Below are 23050 nucleotides of genomic sequence, written 5' to 3'. Positions count from 1 at the left end.
CCGTCAAGAACCACATCTCCCGCCTCCTGGCCAAACTCGGCGTCGAGCGGCGCATTCAGGCGGCCGTACTCGCCACCCAGGTCACCCGGCCCGGCGGGAACCAGCCCTCCTCGCCCCGCCGCTGACGCGGTCCGGTCCGCCACCGACGCGGCCCCCGCCCGACCGCAGCCCCCCGCCCGACCTGGGCGGAGGGCTGCGCTGCATCGCTTCGGGTCACTGGCCCCCGGCGCGGATCCGGCGGCCGGTGGTGCGCCTCGGAGTGATCCGCATCCACAGGTCACGGCTCTCGGGCGACCACCAGGGGCGGCTGCGCGCCAACTCGCCGAGTCCGCGTGCCTCCTCCGGATCGGTGACCTGCTGCGCCCGGCCCACCACGAGCACGCTCCAGCCCTGGCTGAGCGCGTCGTCGATGTGGTCCACCTCGAACGCCACTTCCTTGCCCGAGGCCTGTGACGGCAGGGCGTGCGGAGCGGTCCGGAAGACGACGCTGTCGTCGACCAGCGTGTAGTTGACGGGCACGACCGCGGGGCCTTCGGAGGTCGTGACGGCCAGGCGTCCCACCCCATGCGTGGACAGCAGCGTCCGGCACTCGGCGGGATCGAGCTCGTCCAAGCGGGGCCGCTGAGCCGAGTCCCCCCGGCCGGGCGGCAGGTCGACGCCGCCGCCGAGCAGTTCGCCCATGGTGGTCTCCAGTGCCCCGGCAAGGCGGAGCAGGCAGGCGGTGCTCACTTCGCCCGGCTGCGATTCCAGGTACTGAAGGTATCCGGGCGCCATGCCCGCCCGGGCCGCCGCCTCCTCGCGGCTCATGCCCAGTTGGTCGCGTCGGCGCGCGATGCGCCGACCGATGTCTCCCGGGTTGGAGTGCACCGCGTCAGCGGCGCCTGCCGATGCTGCCTCGGATGGCACGGCCAACCACCTCTTCCCACATCACTGCTGTCCAGCGGGGCCGACCACGGCCCGTAACCGTCAGCGCCCGGCGTAACGCGAGCCGGCCGCAGGCGCAGGCGCGGAGCCCGATCCGGCGTCATCCAGCTCCCATCCCAGGCGCTCGTCCACCGAGATCACTCCGTCCACGGCCTCGCACAGCCGTACAAGGACCGGGACCGTGCCCTTGCGGCAGACGCTGCCGCTGAGAACGACCTTGCCGTGGTCAACGGTGACGCCGATGGTGGAGGGGGCCTCACCCAGCGTCCTGACGACGACGTCCTCCACGATCTCGGCGCGGATGGCGTCGTCCTTGCGCAGGAAGACCCTCAGCAGATCGCTCCGGCTGACCACGCCGACGAGCCGGTCCGTGTCGTCGATCACCGGAAGGCGCTTGATGTGGTTCTCCTGCATCACCTGTGCCGCTTGGACGACGGTCCAGCCGGGCCTCGCGCACACCGCGGGGCTGGACATCAGCTCCTCGGCCACCGTCGCCCCCGGCCGCGCTCGGCCGGCGCGGCCGGAGGCGCTGGGCGCGGTGTCGAGGGGATGCCCGGCGGTCTTGCGCAGCAGGTCGGCCTCGGAGACCACGCCCAGCGGACGGTCGTCGGCGTCCACGACGGGCACCGCGGTGATGTCGTACTCGTGGAGCAGCTCGGCGACCTCCTTGAACGAGGTCCTCGGCTGCACCCGCACGACCGCGTGGGTCATGAGGTCCCTGACGGTTCGGTGCTGCATGGCCAGTCCCTTCCCGGTACGAACGTTGCGGGGTGCCGCTTCTCCGGCATCCCTGACCACCTTGCGCCCCGAGGTGCTGCGTGCCCAGGGACCGCGTGGGTACGGCTGGGGGCCGACAGGCCCTGGTCCAGCCCTAGTCCGGCTCCATGTATGGACGCCTGAAGACAGCCGCCTGCTCGGTTCCGAAGGGACGTGCGGCCGCGACCGCCCGCCCCACGGCCGCGTCCAGCGGTCCGCTGGTGTCGATGGCGACGGCCTCCGGCCATGGCTCCTCCTTCGAGGCCATCGTGGCCGCCACCGCCGCGTCGGCGTCGGACACGCCGGGCGCGCCGGGCGCTCTGCCGCTCAGACGCGTGGCCGCCTGGTCGGCCGGCACCTCGCACCTCAGTTGCACCAGGTCCGCGCCGACCCGCTGGGCAAGCGCGGCGGCGGCTTTGCGGTGCTCACGACTGATCCAGGTGGCGTCCAGCACGACGGACTCACCGGACTCCAGCAGTACGGACGCGTGATCGAGCAGAGTTCCGTAGGTGCGGCGAGTCCATTCCCGGCTGTACAGGCCTCGGCCGTACTCGGCGGGTGCGGGACTCTCGGGTGGGATCCCGGCCAGTTCCTTGCGCAGCCGGTCGCTGCTGAGCAGCGTGATGCCGAGCCGGTCGGCCAGCGCGCCGGACAGCGTGGACTTCCCACTGGCCGGCAGGCCGCCGACGAGGATCAGGCCCACCGCCGAGGTGCGCAGGTGGCGCAGGGTCGCCTTGATCAGCCAGTGGGCCTCGCCGAGTGCCCCCGGGGCGCCTTGACGGGCGCGGAACAGGCCGACCTTGGCCCGCACGAAGGCCCGGTAGGCGACGTAGTGGTGGTAGAGGGACGGCGGTGCCGGGTCGCCGGAGTACTCGCAGTAGCGGGCGAGGAAGAAGGCCGCGGACTCGGGCGCTCCGAGTCGTTCCAGGTCCATGGCCAGGAACGCCGCGTCGTCCAGCCCGTCGACGTACCGCAGCCGGTCGTCGAACTCCAGGCAGTCCAGTACCCGCGGACCGTCATGGAGGCAGAAGATGTCGTCGGCGAGCAGGTCCCCGTGGCCGTCGACGATGCGGTCCTCCTCGATCCGTCTGACGAACAGGCGTTCGCGCCCCTCGAGGTAGCGCCGCACCAGCCTTTCGATCTCGGATACGCCCGCGGGCGCACCGTCGGCCTCACCCAGCTCGGCCACCTGGGCGAAACTCGCCTCCCAGCGCGAGCGCAGAGCGTCCCGGGTCCCCTCCGCGACGACCGCGTCGTGCCGGGGCGCCTTCGCGTGCACGGCCGCGAGCAGACGGGCGACACCGCGCAGGGGATCCCGCACGGGGGCACCGCTCACGACCAGCTGGGCGAGTCGGCGTTCGGCGGGCATCCTGCGCATGACGACCAGCGGCTCGGCCGGGCCCTCGTCGGGCAGCAGCACCTCGGCCAGCCCCAGGTACACATCCGGAGCGAAGCGCCGGTTGAGCTCGATCTCCCTCTCGCAGGCGTTCCGCCGGGCGGGAAGGCCGGTGAAGTCCAGGAACTCCAGGTCCACCGGCTTCTTGAGCTTGTAGGCGCGGTCCCCCACGAAGAAGACGACCGCGACGTGGGTCTCGCTCACTTCGGCGGGCAGCTGTGGGGCGGCCCGCCCGAGGCTCTCCTCGGGAGAGGTTCTCATCGTTGGCCTCCGTTTCGTTGGCCTCCGTTCCGCCGTACAGTCGGCGATCACGTGCGCCGTGTCACGGTGCGCGGCGCGCGGGGTCTCAGTCGTGCGGGACGACCGCGACCGGGCAGGTGGCATGGTGGATCGCGGCGTGCACCACGGTGCCGATGCGGCGCGACCAGGCCGGGCTCTTGCGCCGACGCCCCATGACCAGCAGATCGGCCCCGGACGCGGCTCGCACGACGGCACGGGCGGGGCTCTCCAGCGCGACTTCTTCGATCACCCGTACGTCGGGGTACTTCCTCTGCCACGGTGCGAGCGCCTTCTTGAGCTCCTCGCGTGCGTCGTCGGCCAGGTGCTTTGCGGCGTCGGGGCCGACACCCCAGGGCGCGTACGCCTGAGGGGGCAGGGCGCGGGAGTGCAGGGCGCGGACGGGGGCTCCCCGTCGCCGTGCGGCCTCGAAGGCGAATTCGAGCAGGCTCTCGCTCGGCCCGTGGAGCCTCAGTGCGACGACGACGTTTCCGCCGCCCGGGAACAGGGGCTCGCCCGCCTCCCGCTCCGCGCCCCGCACGAGCACCACCGGCTGTTCCGCCCGGCTCACGACGTCGAGTGCGATGTCTCCGAGGAAGAAGTGAGCCATGGGGCCGATACCGCGCGAGCCCAGCGCGAGGACCTGTGAGTGCTCGGCCTCGGCCAGCAGCGCCTCGACCGGGTCCTTGGCCACCAGCTCCTCGCTGATGGCCAGGCCCGGGAAGTCCTCGCGCAGCTCCTTCGCCGCGTCGCGGACGATGCGGGTGGCCCAGTGGTCCTGCACATCCGCGTCCTGGACGCCGGCCGTGGCGGGTGGCGCCATGACCCAGGCGTGGACCAGGCGCAAGGGCACGTGCCTCAGCCGTGCCTCGCCGGCGGCCCAGTGCGCGGCGGTCACGCTCTCGGGTGAACCGTCCAGGCCGACTGTGACGACTGGCTCCATGGCTCTACCTCCGTTGTCGCGCCGCCGTCACGCGGCGGTCGGAATCCCCTCCTCTCCAGCGTGACCGCAGGCACGGCAGCGGCGGCAGGGGCCGTTGGTCCCCGCCCCGGGCCCATGGGGGTACTCACCCGAATGCCGCACGGCCGTACGCCCGGCCCGCCCGGCCCGCAGGCCACGCGGGCGGGGACGCGGGAGGGTGGTAGTGACAGGTACACCACTCCCGTCGTGAAGGAGGCGGTCGGCATGTCATCGGACCCGACCCAACCCGTGCGTCTGAACGCGGCACTCGATCCGGTCCTGTCCCGCTGGCTCTGGCTCGTGAAGTGGCTGCTGGCCGTCCCGCACTACATCATCCTGTTCTTCCTGTGGCTGGCCTTCGTGCTCCTCACCGTGGTGGCCTTCTTCGCCATCCTGTTCACCGGGCGCTATCCACGGGGCATCTTCGACTTCAACGTCGGCGTCCTGCGCTGGAACTGGCGGGTCGCCTACTACGCGTACGGCACGCTGGGCACCGACCGCTACCCTCCCTTCACGATCAGCGATGTCCCGGACTATCCGACCCACCTGGAAGTGGCCTACCCCGAGCAGCTCTCCCGCGGGCTCGTGCTGGTGAAGTGGTGGCTCCTGGCCATTCCCCACTACCTGGTGGTCGGGCTCTTCCTCGGCGGCGGATGGGGCGCCGGGCGGTACGCCGGCCTGATCGGGCTGCTGACCTTGTACGCGGGGGTCGCGCTCGCCGCCACCAGCCGCTACCCGACCGGGCTGTTCGACCTGCTGATCGGGCTCAACAGGTGGGTACTGCGGGTCGCCGCCTACGCGGCTTTGATGACCGACGTCTACCCGCCCTTCCGTCTCGACATGGGAGGAGCCGAACCGGTCCGCGTCGACATCGCCGGCAAGCCCGCGGTGTGACATCGTCTCCACCAGGCAGTGAGGTGCGGTGTGCTGGTGCTGATCGGATACGCGACCTGTTTCGGTTCCACACGCGGTGTCGCCGAGCGCATCGGGACACGCCTGGGCAACGGCGGTCTCGGAGTCGATGTGCGATCCCTCGAACTGGTCGAGGAGGCTGCGGCCTACGACGCCGCCGTGCTCGGCAGTGCCATCCACGACCGCGCCTGGCTGCCCGAGGCAGCGCGGTTCCTGCGCCGGGAGAGCGGCGTCCTCGCCTCCCGGCCCGTGTGGCTCTTCAGCGTCGGCCTGGCCCGGGCGATGGGCGGCAGGTGGGAGGCGAAGGCTCCCGAGCCCCAGGAGGTCGCCGACTTCAGGAAGGCGGCACACCCACTCGACCACCGCCTGTTCGCCGGTGCCGTGCGGCCCGAGCACCTGCCGCGTGCCGGGCGGCTGGCGTACCGGCTCATGCGCGGGCGCTACGGAGACTTCAGGAACTGGCAGGAGATCGACGCATGGGCCGACGGCATCGCCCACCACCTGAGAGACACGGGGCCCACCACCCATTGACCGGCCCCGACCGACCGGTCGCCCACCTGCTCGGCGCCGAACGGTCTGCGCCGGGATGCGCGCGCTCACCCCGCGGCCGCGCGCTCCACACCGGCTATGTCGCGTTCCGCCGCACTGAGGAACTGGTGCGCCAGATCGTCCATGGCCCTGCCCGCGGCGAGCTCGTCGCCGATCTCCGGTACGTCCGCGTCACAGGGATTGCACCGAGCCGCTCCACGGCCCGTCAGCACCGTGGCCCCGGTGTCCACCGTCATACGCGCCTTGGTCGTCCCCTCCTCCTCGAAGAGGTAGAGGCGGACCTTCCACTCCAGTGTCCTTGCCATGCTGCCGCTCCCTGCCGATCACTGACTCGTCCCCAGCCCGATGACATCCGCGCATCCGCCCCACGGAGTACTGCCGCGGGAGGGTCAGGCGCCCCTGCCGGACCACCGCGGTTCCAGTTGCTCCCACTCATCGGCCCACTGGGCGTACCTTCTGCGGTTGATCGCGCGCTCGACGCCCTTGCGGCCCGCGTACAGCACCGCCACCACCGAACCCGCGGCGAGGATGCCGGCTGACCAGCCGCTCCCGATCGCCTTGCCCGGTGTCAGGGGAGCCGAGGCGACGGAGCCGTCGCGGTCGACCCATATCCGCACCCTCGCTCCCGTGGGAGTGCCGTGGTCCACGGCGGCGGTACCCGTGTGCCGGGTGCCGTCGGGGTCGGTCCAGCGCACCGGTGCCCTCTCCTTCACCACGGCGGTGTCACCTGCGGTGCGCGCCGCCCCGGTCACGTGCGCGGTGACCGTGTGCCGGTCGGCCGACTGGGCCCGCACCGTCCGCATCTGCGACGTGTAGGTCGCAAGACCGACAGCCACGGAGACCGCGGGCAGCCCCACCGCGAGGAGTATCACCAGCACCCCGCACAGCCACCATTCGACACGGTCGGATGTGCGGCGCAGGGGATTGCTCCGCTTCGGCATGCGCCCGCGCTGTGCGCCGGGCGGCCCTGACGGGTGCGGCGGAATGTGCGAGTGCATGGCCGGATCTCCTCACTCGGTCTGCCTGGCCGGGTCGCCCGGCTGTCCTCCCATTCGAGCGGAGGGGGCGGATGAGGGCATGGGGCCGAGTGTCCTTCCGTACCTGCCGACCGGGCCCACCCGGCATCGGACAAGCCCGGTATCGGACCCGCCGGGATCGGAACGCGCCCGGCATCGGACCCGCCGGGATCGGACACGCCCGGCATCGGACCCGCCCGGTATCGGATCCGCCTGGATCGGAGCCGCCCGGATCCGCGTCCTGCCAGGAGCCACCGCGACGGTCGCGCGGTTCGCTCCACCGCACCCCTGAGCGCTTCGGGCACTCATGAGAATTGTCGTCCCTTCAATTGTCGTCCCTTCAGTGGCTCCGGTCCCGCGCGGGTCCGGGACGGACGCCCGGATCTCGCCGCGGCAACCGTGCCCCGACCGGAGGTGGGCCCATCGGCCCACCTCGCTGCCCCTGGCGACCCTGTCGCAATCGACGAGGGATGCCGGAGGCTTCCAAGGGTGACGACTCCAGCACATCAGGCCCACAAGACCCTGGCCGCTGCGGGCCTGACCGAGGACGAGGCCGCGCGCAGACTCGTCGCCCATGGCCCCAACGTGGTCCGCGCCCAGGTGCGCACACCCGTCTGGCGGCGCGTCCTCGCACAGTTGCGCGATCCCTTGATCCTGGTGCTGCTCGCCGCCGCCGCGCTGACCGTTGCCACGGGCGACTACATCGACACCGCCATCATCTCGTTCGTCGTCGTCGCCAACAGCACTGTCGGCGTCGTGCAGGAGGTACGCGCGGAGCGGGCGATCACAGCCCTGCGCGAGCTGAGCGCTCCCCTCGCCAGGGTGGTCCGCGACGGCGCCGAGCGCCCGGTCGCTTCGGCGGACGTGGTACCCGGTGATCTGGTGCTGCTGGCCGAGGGTGACATCGTGCCCGCGGACGGCCGCATCGTGGAGGCGGCGGCCCTGCTGGTGGACGAGTCCTCGCTCACCGGGGAGTCGGTGCCCGTGGACAAGCCGCCACCCGCCGCGGACGAGGCCGGGCCGGCGGTGTCGGCGGGCACGGTGGTCGCCCGGGGCCGCGGACGGGTGGTCGTGACGGCCACCGGCGCGGACAGCGCCACCGGGCGGATCGCCGCCTTGATGACGACGGCCCCGGAGCCGACCCCGCTGCAGCACCGGCTCGTCGGCTTCGGGAGGATCCTGGCCGCCGTCGCCGTCGTCCTCTGCGTGGTGGTCCTGGCGATCGGCCTGGTACGCGGGCAACCCGCGGAGCTGATGGTGGTGGCCGCGATCAGCCTGGTCGTGGCCGCCGTTCCCGAATCCCTGCCCGCCGTGGTGACCCTCGGTCTGGCCCTGGGCGCCCGGCGGATGGCGCAGCGCCACGCGATCGTGCGGCGCCTGCCCGCGGTGGAGACCCTGGGATCGGTCACCGTGATCGCCACGGACAAGACGGGGACCCTGACCGAGGGGCGCATGGCCGCGCAGCTGCTGTGGACGCCTCGTGGAGAGGCCACGGTCTCGGGCACCGGCTACGGTCCAGCGGGTCACGTCGATCGCGGGGGCTCGGTCGTCGGCCCCGAGGACGCGCCCGACCTCGCGGAACTGCTGCGCGCCGCGATGCTCTGCAACGACGCCACGGTGCGCCCGCCGGGCGACGGCGGCGCCGGCACCGACGGTGACGGCAATGGCGGCGACGAGGGCACATGGCTGGCGCTGGGCGACCCCACGGAGGCCGCCCTGCTCGCCGCAGGTGCCAGGTTCGGCCTCGACCGGTCGGCGCTCGATCATGAGATGCCGCGCGTGGACGAGATCCCGTTCACCAGCGACCGCAAGCGGATGACCACCGTGCACCGCTGCCCCGACGGCGGACTGCGGGTCGTCTGCAAGGGCGCCCCCGAAGTCGTGCTGACCCCGGGAATACTCGGCGAGGACACCCCGGACCGTGCCGGGGCCGCCGAATACGCGCGGAGGCTGGCCGGGCGCGGGTACCGGGTTCTGGCCGTCGCCGCGGCCGACCGACCGGGTTCCCCTTCGCCGCGGCAGGAGTGGGAGCGCGGACTCACCCTGCTGGGGCTGATCGGCATCCTCGATCCGCCCCGGGAGGCCGCCGCGGCGGCGGTGGCGGCATGCCGCGAGGCGGGCATCACACCGGTTCTCATCACCGGCGACCACCCGCTCACGGCGTCCGCGGTGGCCCAACGCCTCGGTATCTCGTCCGCGCAGGACGACGTGACCACCGGCGACCGGATCCGCGAGGGGTCCTCGGCCGACCTGACCGGCGCGCGGGTCTACGCCCGCACCACCCCGGAGCAGAAGCTCGACATCGTCCAGGCGTGGCGGCAGGCCGGGCACGTCGTGGCGATGACGGGCGACGGCGTCAACGACGGCCCCGCCCTGCACCGGGCGGACATCGGCGTGGCGATGGGCCGCAGGGGCACCGAGGTCGCCCGACAGGCAGCCGACCTGGTACTGGCCGACGACAACCTCGGGACGGTCGTGGCAGCCGTCGAGGAGGGCCGCCGGGTCTACGCCAACGTCCGGCGCTTCCTGCTGTACGCGCTGGCCGGGGGCACCGCGGAGATCCTGGTGATGCTGCTCGGCCCGTTCCTCGGCCTCGCCCTGCCCCTGCTGCCCGCTCAGATCCTCTGGATCAACCTGCTGACCCACGGACTTCCCGGAGTGGCTCTCGGCGCCGAGCCGGTGGCTCCCCGCACGATGCGGCAGCCGCCGCGGCCGCCCGAGGAAAGTGTCCTCGGCGCCGGCCTGTGGCCCCGGGTCCTCGCCATGGGCGCGGTCATCACGGCGGTCACCCTGGCCACCGGGGTCTGGGCCCACGAGACCGGCCGTCCGTGGCAGACCATGGTCTTCCTGGTCCTGGGCGCCACCCAGCTCGGCGTCGGCCTCGGTTCCCGGGCACGTCCGGGCACACTGGCCAACCCGTTCCTGCTGTACGCACTGGCGGTGGCACTGAGCCTGCAGATCGCAGGTGTGTACCTGCCGCCGCTGCGCGAGCTGCTCGGCACCCAGTCGCTCCACCCGGCCGACCTGGGGATCGCCTGCGCCCTGTCCGCGATCGGTTACGCCGCGATGCGCCTGCTGTCGCTGGTGCGCTTCTCAGCAGGCCCCCCGCCGCGCACGCCTTCCAGGAGCCGGATCCCTGCCCCCGGACCGGCGGCCGCAGCAGGCGGTCGGCGGTGACGGTGGGCCCGGCCCACCGCTACGGCGCCGGCAGCGGCACCCGCCACGTCAAGGTCGTCCCACCGCCCGGAGGGACGGTCAAAGCCATCTCCCCACCCTGGCGCTCGGCCCGCTCGGACAAGTTGCGCAGTCCACTGCGCCGCCCGCCGGAAGGCACACCCACACCGTTGTCCGTCACGGTGACCACCAGGGACTTTCCGTCGTTGACCAGGGCCACGTCCGCCCGGCCGGCATGCGCGTGCCGGGCGACGTTGGACAGCGCCTCCCCCAGCACCGCGACCACGTCGGCGGCCACCTCCTTGGGCACCTGGGTGTCGAGCAGGCCCTCCATCCGCAGGCTGGGGGCGAAGCCGAGGACGGAGGCGGCCTCACCGACGGCCTGGACCGCACGGGTACGCAGACCGTGCTGGGACGCGGTCTCGCGGGCGCGCAGGCCGAAGATGGTCGACCTGATGATCTTGATCGTCTCGTCCAGATCGTTGACCGCCCGCTGCACCCGCTCGGAGGCACCGGGGTGGTCTATCAGGCGGTCCGCGCTCTGCAGGGTCATGCCGGTCGCGAACAGTCGCTGGATCGCCAGATCGTGCAGGTCCCGCGCGATCCTGTCGTGGTCCTCCAGGAGCGCGATCTGCTCGGCGTCACTGCGCCGCTCCCCCAGCTCCATGGCCAGCGCGGCCTGCCCGGCGAAGCCGAGCAGGGGTTCGATCTCCTCCTCGGAGAACATGGGACGTCCCGGGGCGCGGACGAGCAACAGCACGCCGCGCACGGCCTGGCCCGATTTGATGGGCACCGCGACCGCGGGGCCGAGGCCCGCGAACCGCGGGGGTCCCGCCGAGATCCTCGGGTCCCGGGTGACGTCCTCGCTGAAGACCGGATCCGCGGCGTGGTAGGCCAGACCGACCAGACTCCCCTCGACCGGCAGCACCAGGCCCCGGTGGGCGTCGGCCTGCCGCCCGGCGGCGAACTCCACCGTCAGCGCGGTGGCGTCGGGGAGAGGCAGGGCGACAGCGGCCAGTTCGGCTCCCGTGATGTCCTTGGCCGTCTCGGCGATCAGGCCCGTCACCTCGACGAGGGGGCTGCCGGACATCAGGCTGGTGGTGACCCGGCCGCTCGCACGCAGCCACTTCTCGCGCCGCATCGCCTCCTCGTACAGCCGCGCGTTGTCGATCGCCACCCCGGCCGCCACGGCCAGCGTGGAGAGCACGGCCTCGTCCTCCGCGTCGAAGTCGCCTTCCCCGCGCTTCTCGGTCAAGTACAGGTTGCCGAACACGTGCTCGCGCACACGGATGGGTACGCCCACGAACGAGTTCATGGGCGGGTGGTTCGGCGGAAAGCCGTACGAGGACGGGTGCTCGGACAGCTTGGCCAGCCTCAGCGGCTCCGGGTGCCGGATCAGTTCACCGAGGATCCCGTGGCCGGACGGATACGGACCTATGGCCTTGATCTCCTCCTCGGTCAGCCCCACGGTGAGGAACTGGCAGAGCGTCTTTCCGTCGGGACCGATCACGCCCAGGGCGCCGTACTGGGCATCGACCAGCAGCACCGCCGCCTCGACGATGCGACGCAGCACGTGCTCGAGATCGAGCTCGCGCCCGACCGAGAGCACCGCCTCCAGCAGGCTGTGCACACGGTCGCGCGTCCCCCGCGCGGCATCCACCCTGGCCTGGAGTTCCTCCAGCAGCTCGTCCAACCGCAGCTGCGGAAGCCGAACCGGGCCTCCTTCGGCGTTCTCCAATGTCCCTCCTCGCGGATTCGCCGGGCCGGCGATCCGACTCTCCGCTCTGCACCACCGTATCCGCCCCCGGTGGCCTCGGCAGCGGTGACCGCACGATCCACCCGGCGGAGCCGACCAGCCCGCACGGGGCCGGTCGGACACTTCGCCGGGGCACTCGGCCCACCGGTCTGGACCTGTTGGCCCTGTACGCGCGCGAACCACCGCAACACGGTGGAGTGAGGGGGAGACGCGAACGGATGCGAGAGGAGGCGGACACGATGATCCGCAACCTCGAGACCACCACCCATGCGCGACCTCGGACAGCGCCGCACCCGGCCTTGCGTACCCCCGGAACGCTCCCGGCAGTCACGGAGACGGACTTCCCGACAGCTCGCGAGCCGGCCCGGCCCCCCGACAATGCCGGGGTACTCGTGCTCGATCCGACGAGGACCACCGCGGCCGTGTTCGGCGCGGAAGCCCTGCTCACCGACGCGAGCACGCTGCGCGCGGCGGCCTGGAAGGAAGTCCTCGACTCCTTCCTGATCGAGTACGCGCACACGACAGGCCGTCGTCGGCCGGCCTTCGACATCGCCGTCGACCATCCGGCGTACCTGCTCGGCCGCCTCGGGGAGGAGGGCGCGGTCGACTTCCTTCAGGGGCGCGGCTGCCGCCCGGACCTGGCCGCCGGCCATCTGGGACCTCCCCCGGCCGATGTCCTGCGCCTGCTGCTCGCCCGAGCGGAGCGGCGGTTCGCCGAACTGGTCCAGGAGCGCGGTGTGGGCCCGCGGAGCGGCGCGCGTGATCTGCTCCTCGACCTGCGGTCCCACGACGTGGCGACGGCCGCGGTGTGGACCGGCTACGACGGTCGGCAGCTACTGCGCTGCGCCGGGCTGGGCCACCTCGTCGACACCTGCACCGATGCCGAGGACGCGCGCACCCACCGGCTTGCCGGACCTCCCGATCCCGCGATGCTCCTGCACACGCTGTCGCGGCTGCACGCGCAGCCCGAGCGGACGGCTTTGATAGCGGTGACCCCCGACGACGTGCTGGCCGGGCGCCGCGGCCGCCTCGCGGTGGTCGCCGCCCTCGGCCACGGCGAGCGGGGCCGTCCGAGCGCGGCGCAGAGCGGCGTCCTCGTGGTCCCCGGGCTGAACGCCATAACCGTCGCGCCGCGTGAGGAGACCAGGGCACCGACCCGTACCTGACCCGTACCCGACCTGACAGCCTGACTGACAGCCTGACTGACGGACTGCCGTCCGACAGCCCGCGCGGGCGGGCTGTCGGCTGTCGGCTGTCGGACGAGGGCTGTCAGACGGGCAACGGGTCACGTACGAAACAACGCGACCTTCAGGGCACCGGTCTCCTCCGGCCGGCTGAACACGTCGTACGCCTCCTGCATCTCATCGAGGCCGAAGCGGTGCGTCACCATGCCGGAGACATCGAGGCGGTGAGCGGCGAGCATGCCCAGCAGCATCGGCGTGCTGCTGGTGTCCACCAGGCCCGTGGTGATCGTGGCGTTGGCCGGCCACAGGTCTTCTAGGTGCAAGGTCGCGGGCCTGCCGTGGACTCCGATGTTCGCCACCCGTCCGCCGGGCCGGATCAGGCGGGTGCACAGCTCGAACGTCCCAGGGATTCCAACGGCCTCTATGGCCACGTCCACACCCAGCCCGCCCTCGGTCGCGCCGCGCACGTCCTCCTCCACCGGGCCGGAGGCGTTGAGCGTCACATCGGCGCCCATGCGCTTGGCGGCCTCGAGCCGACTGGGGGCGAGGTCGACAACGACGACCGAGGCAGGACTGAACAGCCGCGCCGTCACGATGGCGGCCAGGCCGATCGGCCCCGCGCCCACGATCGCGACCGTCTGCCCCGGGCCGACACGCCCGTTGCGCACCCCGACCTCGTAGGAGGTGGGCATGATGTCGGCGAGCAGAAGGGCCGCCTCGTCGCTGACCTCGGGCGGCAGTCTGTGGAGCGAGTTGTCGGCGAACGGGGTGCGGACCTTCTCCGCCTGAGTGCCGTCGACGAGGTGGCCGAGAATCCATCCGCCGCCTCCGGTGCATTGCCCGTAGGCAGCCGCACGGCAGTATCCGCACCGTCCGCAGGCCGAGATGCACGAGACGAGCACCCGATCACCGGGTGAGACCGTCCGCACACCGGATCCGACCTCCAGGACGGTGCCCACGGCCTCGTGCCCGAGGACCCGTCCCGCCTCCACCTCCGGAACGTCGCCCTTGAGGATGTGAAGGTCGGTGCCGCAGATCGTCACCGCGTCCACCCGGACGACCGCGTCCTCCGGATCCAGGACCACCGGGTCCGCCACGTCCTCCCAGATACGGCGTCCCGGACCGTGGTAGATGAGCGCCTTCATGCCGAGATCACTCCACTCCTGCTGGTCTCCTGCTGGTCTCCTGCCGGTCGCTGCCGGTCTCTGCCGTCCTTTCTCTGCTGTCCTTCCTTCCTTGTCCTGGCCGCGCCGTTCCGGGTTCCCGCCCCGCCGTTCCGGCCGCGCGACGCCGGTTCTCTGCTCTCCTCAGTCTTCGCCGGGGCGCCACGCCCGGGGCAGGGGCCGGACGGCCCCCCGGGGGACCCGACCGGCTCCGATGGTTCCTCGTCGGCCGCGGTCCCGAAGCAAGCCCGGCCGCTCTCGCAGAGGTCGTCCCCGGCCGGCACGGTCGGCCTGCTCGGGTCGGTGGACCAGGCCGTGGTTTCAGCACCCGCGGTGTCCGGTGGCCGTCGTCCCGCTGGGATGAAGGGCCGCGCGGGGATCGGTCGCCCAACACGGCTGCCCGGCCCCGGCACCTCGAAGCCCGGGGCTCTCAGTCCGCCATGAGGACGGCCACGCCGGTGATCCTGTCGTCGGCCAGATCGGACAGGGCCTCGTCGGCGCGGCTCATGGGGTAGCGACGCACATGCACCCGGGGGCGTGTTCGGGCCGCCTCCTCCAGGTAGGCCCGCCCGTCCTGCCGGGTGTTGGCGGTGACGCTGAGGAGCGAACGCTCCTGGAAGAGGTGGGCCTCGTAGTTCAGTGCCGGGATGTCGCTCAGATGGATGCCGGCCACCGCCAGGGTGCCGCCCCGGTCCAGTGCGGCCAGGGCGACGGGCACGAGTTCGCCGACCGGCGCGAACAGGATCGCCGAGTCCAGGGGTTCGGGCGGCGCGTCATGGGCACCGCGGGCCGACGCCGCCCCGAGTTCGAGCGCCAGCCGCCTCGCCTCCTGCGCCCGGGTGAGGACATGCACGGTCGCGCCTCGGGCCACGGCCAACTGGGCGGTCAGATGGGCGGAAGCGCCGTATCCATAGATTCCGAGGCGTCCACCGGGCGGCAGCCGCGACCTCTCCAGCGCCCGGTAGCCGATGATTCCCGCGCACAGCAGGGGTGCGAGTTCCTCCTCGGGCAGGTCCTTGGGCAGGTGATAGGCGTAGCGGGCGTCAGCGACGGTGTGCCCGGCGTAGCCTCCGTCGATGTCCCAGCCGGTGTACGTGGAGTCGGGGCACAGGTTCTCGCGGCCCGACAGGCAGTAGCGGCATCGGCCGCAGGTGCCGGCCAGCCAGGCGACTCCCACGCGGTCGCCGACGGTGAACTCCCGCACCTCGGAGCCGGTGAGCACGACCGTGCCCACCACCTCATGGCCCGGGGTGCGGCCCGGCACCCTTGGCTCCAGGTCTCCCTCCGCCAAATGGAGATCCGTCCGGCACACGCCGCAGGCGGCAACCGCGATCAGGATCTCCTGCGGACCCGGTGCCGCCACCGCCTTCCGTGTCCTGCGCAGTGGTGACGACGCCATCGGCCCAGGGGTCGAGACAACCCAGGCGGGAGTCTCCAGCAGCGTTCGCGGCGAGTCGTCCGGAGCACTGTCCTGCGAGTTGCCCGGCGAGTTGTCCCGTGAGTTGTCCACGACAAGCTCCTTCCCACACGGCCGGAAAGCCGGCACATCCAAGGACTCCCGCGCGCACCGGCGGGTGTACGCGCAACGTCTTCAGGGTCACTCCGTCGGCCCAGCGGTACGAGGGGGTGACGCGCGGGAGTTGTCCGTACGCACAGTGTCGGAGCGTTCCGATTGCCCGGCCGTCCTTCATCTCTCGTTCGACGCTTGTTTCAGGAACTCGGCGACACGCTCGCCCCAGGTCCGGATGTCGGAGCGGGTCCGGGCGATGTGAAGGTCGGCCCGCGGCAGGAGGCCGGCCAGGGTCTGCGCGGTCGACAGGGGGTGCCCGGGGTCGTCCGCCCAGGCCAGGACGAGCGTCGGCAGGCTCAGCGAGGCGACGGCTTGGGGAGGCGGGAGGTCGCACATTGCCAGGCCGCGCAGAATGGACGGAAGCACCTGCTCGGCCGGGGTCGGTGGAAACCGGGGGACATCGGCGACCACGGCCGGGCGGGACCGCTGCCGTTGGGCGGCGAGCCAGGCGTCCACCCCCTCTCGTTCGACCCTGTCGGCGCAGTCGAGATTGCTCCGCGCGTGCGCCTTCCGGGTGGCCCACGCCGTGGGTGGGATGAGGAGGACCAGCCTGGAGAAGCGTTCGGGGGCCCGGACCGCGGCGTGCACTACGGTGCCGCATCCCATGGACGCGCCCATGGCCTCGACCGGTTCGACGGCACCCAGGTGTTCGAGCAGGCGCAGCAGATCGTCGGCGAGCGAAGGGTAGGTGTAGTCGGTGTCGACGGCGTCACCGGTGGACCGGCCGTGCCCCCGGGCGTCGTAGCGGACCAGGCGCCGCCCCGCGTCCAGCACCGGCTCCCAGTCGAACAGGCCCATCCGGTCCTCGACGGCCTGGCTGACGAAGCCGCCGTGAGCGTAGACGGCGAGAGGGCCACGGCCGGCGTCGTCGTAGACCAGCTCGGCCCCGCGATGCCGGAAGCGGCCCTCCTCGACGGTGTGCTGTCCTCTCACGTCCATGCCTCGCGCGCTTCCCTGTGCGCCCCTGTCCATCATAGGAATCCGGAGGAGTGGAGAGCCGATCTCGCGCGGCGTGGCCGATCGGCCGTCTCGAACGCGGCCACTGCCCGGCTGCCCCGGATGACGGGGAGCCCCTGGGCGAGCCGGCTGTGGAGGTGCCGGTTGCGCACTCCTGTCTCGGCGAACTCGCCGTCCTGCGCACTACCGTCGATGATGTCGAGGATGGTGCCGTCGACGGTCAGGCCGCCGTCGACGATGCAACCCGTGGCGGGATCAGGAGTGCCGTCGCGCCACGGGTGCCGGGGTGCACGGCGGGGAACGCAAGCCTGGCGGCCGGCGGTTCGACCGCGGCCGCCTCCGCCCACCGGCACGTCGGTCGGGTCAGGCCGGCGCCGCGACGCCGCGCATCATGTCCGCCGCCTTCTCCGCGATCATGATGGTGGGCGCATTGGTGTTGCCCCGCACGACTGCGGGCATCACCGAGGCGTCCACCACCCGCAGGCCGCTGAGTCCGTGCACCCTCAGCCGGGAGTCCACGACCGGGCCGATGGAGCATGTGCCCGCCGGGTGGTACAGCGTCTGCAACTCGCGCCGGGCGAAGTCGAGAAGGCCGGTGTCGTCGGTGGAGCTGGGTACGCGGAAGTCGGCCCGGCGGTGCTTGCGCAGGCTGGGTTGTTCGGCGATGTCGAGAAGGAGGCGCAGCGCTCGGGTCATCGTGGCGCGATCCTCGTCCGTGGTCAGGTAGTTGTGCAGGATGTGCGGTTTGGCGCTGGGCATCGCCGACCGCAGGGAGACCTTGCCCCGGCTCGTGGGCGTCAGCAGGACCGCGCCGAACATGAAGGCATGGTCGGTGACGGGGCCGATGCCCTCCTCATGGAACATGACCGGGGCGGCGTGCACCTGGAGGTCGGGGGCGTCCAGGCCCTCGCGGGTGCGGTGGAACGCGCCGGCCTCACCGACGTTCGAGGTGAGCGGGCCGCGGCCCTCGGTCTCCAGCAGTTGGACGTTCTGCGGGGTCTCGGCGGTCATCAATGACTCGGTGTCGGTCAGATAGCACAGGCCGACATGCGGATGGTCCTGGAGGTTCTCCCCCACCGGGAGGTCGACTCGCGGGGTGATGCCGTGCGCCGCCAGTTCGGCGCCCGGGCCGATGCCGGAGAGCATCAGCAGTTGGGGGGAGTTGTAGGCGCCGGCCGAGAGCACCACTTCCCTTTCGGCACTGAGCGACCGCAGTTCGCCGTACCGCTCCACCTCGACGCCCGTGGCCCGGCCACCGTCGATCAGTACTCGGGTGCACTGGGCGTGAGTCAGGACCTCGAGGTTCGGACGGTCCAGGGCGGGTCGCAGATACGCGACGGCGGTGCTGCAGCGCAGTCCGCCTCGCTGAGTCAGGTGGTAGTAGCCGACGCCGTCCTGCTCCGGGCCGTTGAAGTCGGCGGTGTACGGGTGGCCCGCCTCCTGGGCGGCAGCCACATAGGCCGCTGCCAGGGGATGCCGGGAGCGGCCCTCGCTCACCGTGAGAGGTCCGCCCGTGGAGTGCCACGGTGAAGCGGGTCCCGTGAAGTCCTCGGCACGAAGGAAGTAGGGCCGGACATCGCTCCAGGCCCATCCGTCGGCGCCGCCGGCGGCCCACGCCTCGTAGTCGCGGCGATTGCCGCGGATGTACACCATCGCGTTCATGGACGACGAGCCGCCGAGCATCCGGCCCCGGGGCAGAAAGCGGCGGCGGCCGTCCAGCCCCGGCTCGCACTCGCTGAGGTAACTCCAGTCGTACTTCGTCTGGAAGAGCTTGCCGAACGCGGCCGGAACGCGGATCTCCGGGGCATCGTCCCGCGGCCCGGCCTCGATGAGCAGGACACTGGTGTCCTCGTCCTCGCTGAGCCGGGCCGCCAGCACGCACCCCGCCGACCCGGCACCCACGATGATGTAGTCGTACATTGTGTGCCCCTTCGCCCGGCTTGACCGCCAACCCCCTCACCCAAGCCGCAACGGCGGGCGGATCACACCGTGTTACCGGCCATTGTGCTACGGCGCGCCGGCACCCCCCTGAGCCCCGCTCTCGAAGCCCAGAGCGCGGGAGAGCTCCGCGGCGCAGCGCGCGGTGATCCGGCCCGCGGCGTTGAGCTGTCGGCCCATCCTTCCCTTGGGAGCGCCCACGTTGATCGCCGCGATCACGCGCCCGCAGTGGTCGCGCACGGGAGCGGAGACGCCGACGAGACCGGCCTCGAACTCCTCGTCGGCCGTGGCGTAGCCGCAGGAACGGATCGCCTGGATCTCCTTCAGCAGGTCCTCGATGCCGCGGATGCGCTGGGTGGGGGGCAGGCCGGCGAACTCCTCGTCGGTGAACCAGGCGCGCAGCACCCGTTCCTCCCAGTCGGAGACCAGGACCCGCCCGGCCGAGGTCTGCGCCGCCGGGACCATCACCCCCTCCCAGCCGAGGCTGCGGAAGGCGTGGGGCGAGGACTCGCTGCGCAGGGTCAGCACACCGCGCCCCCGCAGCACGCACAGGTGGACCGTCTCGCCCAGCTGGGCGACCAGGCGGCGCAGGAAGGGCGCGGCGACGTACGCCAGCCTCGCCTCACCGGTGCGGGCCGCCAGTGCGTACAGCCGCCAGCCGATCCGGTAGGCCTGGGTGTCCGGATCCCGGTCCACCAGCCCCTCTTCGGCCAGGCCCGCCAGTGCCCGGGAGACCTGGCTCTTCTCCCGTCCCGCCAGCTCCGCGATCCGGGTGACTCCCAGCCCTCCCTGGACACGTGACTCCTGTCCCGCGAGCACCTCCAGCAGGTCGGCGTCTCTTCTCAGTCCGGATGTGGGTCGGGATGCCATAGCAGACTCCTGTTGCAATCTGAGCAACTCCAGTTGTCCACCATGTTTAGCACACCTACGGTTCAACACACCGAACAGCGCCCGTCACCCAGGCGCCCCAGTCCGGAGGAGACATGGACCGGTTTCTCAGCTACGTCGGCAGGCACACCGACGACCTGTTGCAGCAGGGATTGGAGCACGCCACTGTCGTCGGGACGGCCATCGTGATCGCCACGGTGCTCGGCGTCGCACTCGGTGTCACCACGTGGGACCGCCCCATGGGCCGCGCCGCGGCCGTCGCGACGACCGGGACCTTCCTCACCATCCCCAGCTTCGCGCTTCTGGGCCTGCTCATCCCGCTGCTGGGACTGGGCTGGACGCCGACCGTGGTCGCGCTGGTCGTCTACTCTTTGCTGCCGATCACCCGCAACACCATAGTCGGCCTGCGGGAGGTCGCTCCCGCCATCCTGGAAGCGGCCCGCGGCACCGGTATGGGGCCCACGCGGACCCTGCTCCGCGTCCAGCTGCCGCTGGCCTGGCCGCTGATCCTCACCGGCATCCGCGTGTCCACCCAGCTCACCGTCGGCATCGCCGCCATCGCGGCCTATGTGGCGGGCCCCGGCCTGGGCAACGAGATCTTCGACGGGCTCTCACGGCTCGGATCGAAGAACGCCATCAACCAGGCACTGGCCGGGACCCTCGGTGTCATCGTCCTCGCGCTCGCGTTCGACCTGCTCTTCTTCGCCGTCCGGCGACTGACCACCCCGAGGGGGCTTCGTGTCTGACCACGCCTCGCCGACCGCCACCGTCCCGGCCGGCACCGTCCCGGCCGGCACCGGCGCCGACGCCGATGGGGAAACCGCCACCCGGCACGGTGCCCGGATCGAACTGGCCGATGTCTCCAAGATCTACGCGGGACAGGAGGAACCGGCGGTCGAGTCCTTCTCCATGGTGATTCCCGCCGGGGAGCTGGTCTGCTTCGTCGGCCCCTCCGGCTGCGGCAAGACCACCACCATGAAGATGGTCAACCGGCTGATCGAGCCGACCAGCGGCCGCATCACCATGGACGGCGAGGACCTGCTGTCCCTCAACCCGCATGAGCTGCGCCGCCGCATCGGCTATGTGATCCAGCAGATCGGCCTGTTCCCGCACATGAGCATCGCGGACAATGTCGCCCTCGTCCCCAGGATGCTCGGCTGGGACAAGCGCAGGACCGCGGAGCGCGTCGACGAGCTGTTGCACCTCGTCGGGCTCGAACCCGGGCGCTTCCGCTCCCGCTATCCCCGCCAGCTCTCCGGCGGTCAGCAGCAGCGCGTCGGCGTCATCCGCGCGCTGGCCGCGGACCCTCCGGTGATGCTGATGGACGAGCCGTTCGGCGCCACCGACCCGATCACCCGCGAGCATCTGCAGAACGAGTTCCTCGCGCTCCAGCGACGGCTGCGCAAGACCATCGTGTTCGTCACCCACGACTTCGAGGAGGCCCTGCGGCTCGGCGACCGCATCGCGGTGCTCGGGGAGCGGTCCAGGATCGTTCAGTACGACACCCCCGACCGTATCCTCGCCGAGCCCGCCGACGACTATGTCCGCTCGTTCGTCGGCGGCCAGGCCGCCATCAAGCGACTGGGACTGATCCGCGCGGGCGACCTCGACCTGCTGCCCGCGGGGTCCGCGTCCCTGCCGTCGGTCAGGGTGGACGCCACCTTGCGCGATGTCCTCGACGCGATCGTGGCCCATCGCGCTCAGCGGATCGCCGTGGTCGACTCCGACGGCAGGGTGCGCGGCGAGCTGGACTTCGACTCCCTCACCGCGGCCGCCGACAGCGGTGGTGCGCGATGACCGCCGTCGCGACCCCGGCCTCGGCGCCCTCACGCCGCCGCTCCCTCACCGGAGTCATCGGAATCAGGCACCTCGCCACTCCCGCGGTGGTCGTCGTCGCCCTGATCGCCGACTACCTGTGGGTGCACTCGTTGCGCCTGGACAGCATCGAGCAGCGCACTCTCAACAGCGGCTATCTGGTCGGCAGGACCGCCGAGCACCTCAAGCTGACTCTCGTCGCCACCGTCCTGATCATGTCGATCGCCGTCCCCCTGGGTGTGCTGATCAGCCGGGTGCGCGCCCGGTGGGTGCCCCCGCTCGTCCTCGGCCTGGCCAACGTGGGCCAGGCGACCCCCGCCATCGGGGTCCTGGTCCTGCTGACGATCACCGTGGGTCCCGGCGTCGGGGTGGCCATGACCAGCCTGGTCGCCTACTCGGCCCTGCCGGTACTGCGCAACACCCTCATCGGCATCCAGCAGGTCGACCCCACCCTGATCGAGGCGGCACGCGGGATGGGAATGCGTCCCGCACAGGTCCTCTGGCGCATCGAGATGCCCTTGGCCGTCCCGGTGGTGCTCGCGGGGCTGCGCACGGCACTGGTCTTCTGCGTCGGCGTCGCCACCCTCGCGACCTTCGTCAACGCCGGAGGACTCGGCGACATCATCGTCAACGGGATCAAGCTCGACCGTGACCCCGTGCTCGTCACCGGGAGCATCCTCACGGCCTCGATCGCCCTGCTCCTCGACTGGGCCGGAGGGCTCGTCGAGAGCGCGCTGAGGCCCAAGGGCACATGACACCGCCTCCTCCCGCCATCACCGCCGGCTGATCACCCTCCCGTCCTTCTCACCGCTGCCGTACCACCTCCAGGAGTACCGCCATGCCTCAACGCGCCACCTCACTCGCTCTCGCGGCCGTCACAGCCGTCACGATCCTCCCCCTGTCCGGCTGTTTCGGCGGTGACTCCGTCGAGGCCGCGTCGGGCTCCGGGGACGCGCTCAAGGGCGCGTCGTTCACCGTCGGCTCCAAGGACTTCGCGGAACAGATCATCCTGGGCCGGATGACCGTCGACCTGCTCAAGGCCAATGGCGCCAAGGTCACCGACAAGACCAACATCAAGGGCTCCGCGAGCACCCGCAAGGCGCTGGTCTCGGGCGACATCTCGATGTACTGGGAGTACACGGGCACCGGCTGGATCACGTACCTGAAGCACACCAAGCCCATCGCCGACCAGCGCGGGCAGTTCGAGAAGGTGGCCGCGGAGGACCTGGCCAAGAACAGCATTGCCTGGATAGACCCGCCCGCCCCGCTGAACAACACCTACGCCTTCGCCGTCCGCAAGGACAAGGCGGACGCGCTCGGCCTCAAGAGCCTGTCCGACCTCGCCGCACTGAGCAGGAGCAAGCCGTCCGAGGCCACCTTCTGCATCGAGAGCGAGTTCTCCACCCGTGACGACGGCTTCCCCGGACTGCTGAAGGCCTACGGCATCAAGGCACCCGGCGCACAGGTCAAGATGCTGGACACCGGACTGATCTACACCGAGACCGCCAAGGGCAAGACCTGCAACTTCGGTGAGGTCTTCGCCACCGACGGAAGGATCCCGGCCAACAAGCTGGTGGTCCTGGAGGACGACAAGAAGTTCTTCCCCGTGTACCAGCCCGCGCTCACCCTCAAGAAGGGGACGCTCGAGAAGTACCCGGCGCTCAAGAAGATCTTCGCTCCCCTGGCCGAGAAGCTCACCACCTTCGAGATGCAAAAGCTCAACGCCCTCGCCGATGTCGAGGGCGAGGACCCCGAGGACATCGCCACGAGCTGGCTCGAGGACAACGGCTTCCTCAAGTAGAGGCCCTTCCCGCA

General features: G+C 71.5%; 20 protein-coding genes and 1 pseudogene. 9 read left to right on the top strand and 12 right to left on the bottom strand.

The genetic code is table 11. The annotated features are described in order from the left end of the window. A pseudogene (locus tag IEY86_RS17960) lies at positions 1 to 125 on the top strand (DNA-binding response regulator); the annotation flags it as partial. Positions 126 to 213: 88 nt separating this feature from the next. On the opposite strand, the gene IEY86_RS17955 reads toward IEY86_RS17960, so the two are convergent. The 4 genes from IEY86_RS17955 to IEY86_RS17940 all read right to left on the bottom strand — a co-directional run bounded on the left by IEY86_RS17955 (position 214) and on the right by IEY86_RS17940 (position 4295). After that, complete coding sequence (locus IEY86_RS17955; protein ID WP_229698528.1) at positions 214 to 906, bottom strand: helix-turn-helix domain-containing protein; 693 nt, start codon at positions 904 to 906, stop codon at positions 214 to 216. Between the two features lie 60 nt (positions 907 to 966). Beyond that, a complete protein-coding gene (locus tag IEY86_RS17950; RefSeq protein WP_189132720.1) occupies positions 967 to 1662 on the bottom strand; it encodes a CBS domain-containing protein in 696 nt (231 codons plus the stop codon). Positions 1663 to 1795: 133 nt separating this feature from the next. Beyond that, positions 1796 to 3337, bottom strand: coding sequence for a bifunctional aminoglycoside phosphotransferase/ATP-binding protein (locus IEY86_RS17945; protein WP_189132719.1), 1542 nt, complete (start codon positions 3335 to 3337; stop codon positions 1796 to 1798). An 85-nt stretch (positions 3338 to 3422) separates the two neighbouring features. Further along, positions 3423 to 4295: a universal stress protein gene (locus IEY86_RS17940; protein WP_189132718.1), complete on the bottom strand. Its 873-nt coding sequence runs from the start codon at positions 4293 to 4295 to the stop codon at positions 3423 to 3425. A gap of 243 nt (positions 4296 to 4538) precedes the next feature. On the opposite strand from IEY86_RS17940, the gene IEY86_RS17935 reads away from it, so the two are divergent. Continuing rightward, the gene (locus IEY86_RS17935; RefSeq protein ID WP_189132717.1) at positions 4539 to 5207 is read left to right on the top strand and encodes a DUF4389 domain-containing protein; all 669 of its coding nucleotides are present in this window, start codon (positions 4539 to 4541) and stop codon (positions 5205 to 5207) included. Positions 5208 to 5237: 30 nt separating this feature from the next. Further along, positions 5238 to 5756 carry a flavodoxin domain-containing protein gene (locus tag IEY86_RS17930; protein ID WP_189132716.1) on the top strand — a complete coding sequence of 173 codons (519 nt, stop codon included), beginning with the start codon at positions 5238 to 5240 and terminating at the stop codon, positions 5754 to 5756. 65 nt (positions 5757 to 5821) lie between these two features. Here the strand turns inward: IEY86_RS17930 and IEY86_RS17925 are convergent, their stop codons facing one another. Then, entirely contained in the window at positions 5822 to 6079 is a 258-nt protein-coding gene (locus IEY86_RS17925) for a DUF1876 domain-containing protein (RefSeq protein ID WP_189132715.1), read from the bottom strand. An 84-nt stretch (positions 6080 to 6163) separates the two neighbouring features. Further along, entirely contained in the window at positions 6164 to 6715 is a 552-nt protein-coding gene (locus IEY86_RS17920) for an Rv1733c family protein (RefSeq protein WP_189132714.1), read from the bottom strand. Positions 6716 to 7279: 564 nt separating this feature from the next. On the opposite strand from IEY86_RS17920, the gene IEY86_RS17915 reads away from it, so the two are divergent. Then, the gene (locus IEY86_RS17915; RefSeq protein WP_229698527.1) at positions 7280 to 9967 is read left to right on the top strand and encodes a cation-translocating P-type ATPase; all 2688 of its coding nucleotides are present in this window, start codon (positions 7280 to 7282) and stop codon (positions 9965 to 9967) included. Positions 9968 to 9986: 19 nt separating this feature from the next. Here IEY86_RS17915 and IEY86_RS17910 read toward each other — a convergent pair whose 3' ends face one another. Beyond that, the gene (locus IEY86_RS17910) at positions 9987 to 11702 is read right to left on the bottom strand and encodes a sensor histidine kinase (RefSeq protein ID WP_189132713.1); all 1716 of its coding nucleotides are present in this window, start codon (positions 11700 to 11702) and stop codon (positions 9987 to 9989) included. Positions 11703 to 11959: 257 nt separating this feature from the next. On the opposite strand from IEY86_RS17910, the gene IEY86_RS17905 reads away from it, so the two are divergent. Continuing rightward, positions 11960 to 12886, top strand: a complete 927-nt coding sequence (locus IEY86_RS17905; RefSeq protein WP_189132712.1) for an HAD family hydrolase — start codon at positions 11960 to 11962, stop codon at positions 12884 to 12886. 119 nt (positions 12887 to 13005) lie between these two features. Here IEY86_RS17905 and IEY86_RS17900 read toward each other — a convergent pair whose 3' ends face one another. The 5 genes from IEY86_RS17900 to IEY86_RS17880 form a co-directional block, all read right to left on the bottom strand. Next, entirely contained in the window at positions 13006 to 14049 is a 1044-nt protein-coding gene (locus IEY86_RS17900; protein WP_189132711.1) for a zinc-dependent alcohol dehydrogenase family protein, read from the bottom strand. 448 nt (positions 14050 to 14497) lie between these two features. Next, positions 14498 to 15505: a zinc-dependent alcohol dehydrogenase family protein gene (locus tag IEY86_RS17895; protein ID WP_189132750.1), complete on the bottom strand. Its 1008-nt coding sequence runs from the start codon at positions 15503 to 15505 to the stop codon at positions 14498 to 14500. A 249-nt stretch (positions 15506 to 15754) separates the two neighbouring features. After that, positions 15755 to 16576 (bottom strand): alpha/beta fold hydrolase, encoded by an 822-nt coding sequence (locus IEY86_RS17890; RefSeq protein WP_189132710.1) that lies wholly within the window; start codon positions 16574 to 16576, stop codon positions 15755 to 15757. A gap of 381 nt (positions 16577 to 16957) precedes the next feature. Beyond that, positions 16958 to 18514: a GMC family oxidoreductase gene (locus tag IEY86_RS17885; RefSeq protein WP_189132709.1), complete on the bottom strand. Its 1557-nt coding sequence runs from the start codon at positions 18512 to 18514 to the stop codon at positions 16958 to 16960. Positions 18515 to 18601: 87 nt separating this feature from the next. Next, positions 18602 to 19402, bottom strand: a complete 801-nt coding sequence (locus IEY86_RS17880) for an IclR family transcriptional regulator (RefSeq protein ID WP_189132708.1) — start codon at positions 19400 to 19402, stop codon at positions 18602 to 18604. Positions 19403 to 19515: 113 nt separating this feature from the next. Here IEY86_RS17880 and IEY86_RS17875 point away from each other — a divergent pair, with 113 nt between their 5' ends. The 4 genes from IEY86_RS17875 to IEY86_RS17860 all read left to right on the top strand — a co-directional run bounded on the left by IEY86_RS17875 (position 19516) and on the right by IEY86_RS17860 (position 23036). After that, positions 19516 to 20166, top strand: a complete 651-nt coding sequence (locus IEY86_RS17875; RefSeq protein ID WP_189132707.1) for an ABC transporter permease — start codon at positions 19516 to 19518, stop codon at positions 20164 to 20166. Then, the gene (locus IEY86_RS17870) at positions 20159 to 21217 is read left to right on the top strand and encodes an ABC transporter ATP-binding protein (protein ID WP_373287045.1); all 1059 of its coding nucleotides are present in this window, start codon (positions 20159 to 20161) and stop codon (positions 21215 to 21217) included. Before IEY86_RS17875 ends, IEY86_RS17870 begins: the two co-directional genes overlap by 8 nt. After that, positions 21214 to 21990 carry an ABC transporter permease gene (locus IEY86_RS17865; RefSeq protein ID WP_189132706.1) on the top strand — a complete coding sequence of 259 codons (777 nt, stop codon included), beginning with the start codon at positions 21214 to 21216 and terminating at the stop codon, positions 21988 to 21990. Before IEY86_RS17870 ends, IEY86_RS17865 begins: the two co-directional genes overlap by 4 nt. Before the next feature lie 83 nt (positions 21991 to 22073). Continuing rightward, a complete protein-coding gene (locus IEY86_RS17860; RefSeq protein WP_189132705.1) occupies positions 22074 to 23036 on the top strand; it encodes a glycine betaine ABC transporter substrate-binding protein in 963 nt (320 codons plus the stop codon). Positions 23037 to 23050 lie beyond the last annotated feature (14 nt).

Source organism: Wenjunlia tyrosinilytica, from assembly GCF_014646055.1.
GTDB classification, from domain to species: Bacteria; Actinomycetota; Actinomycetes; order Streptomycetales; family Streptomycetaceae; genus Wenjunlia; species Wenjunlia tyrosinilytica.
Note: the sequence above shows the minus strand (reverse complement) of the source record. Positions and strands in the feature narration are given on the sequence as shown.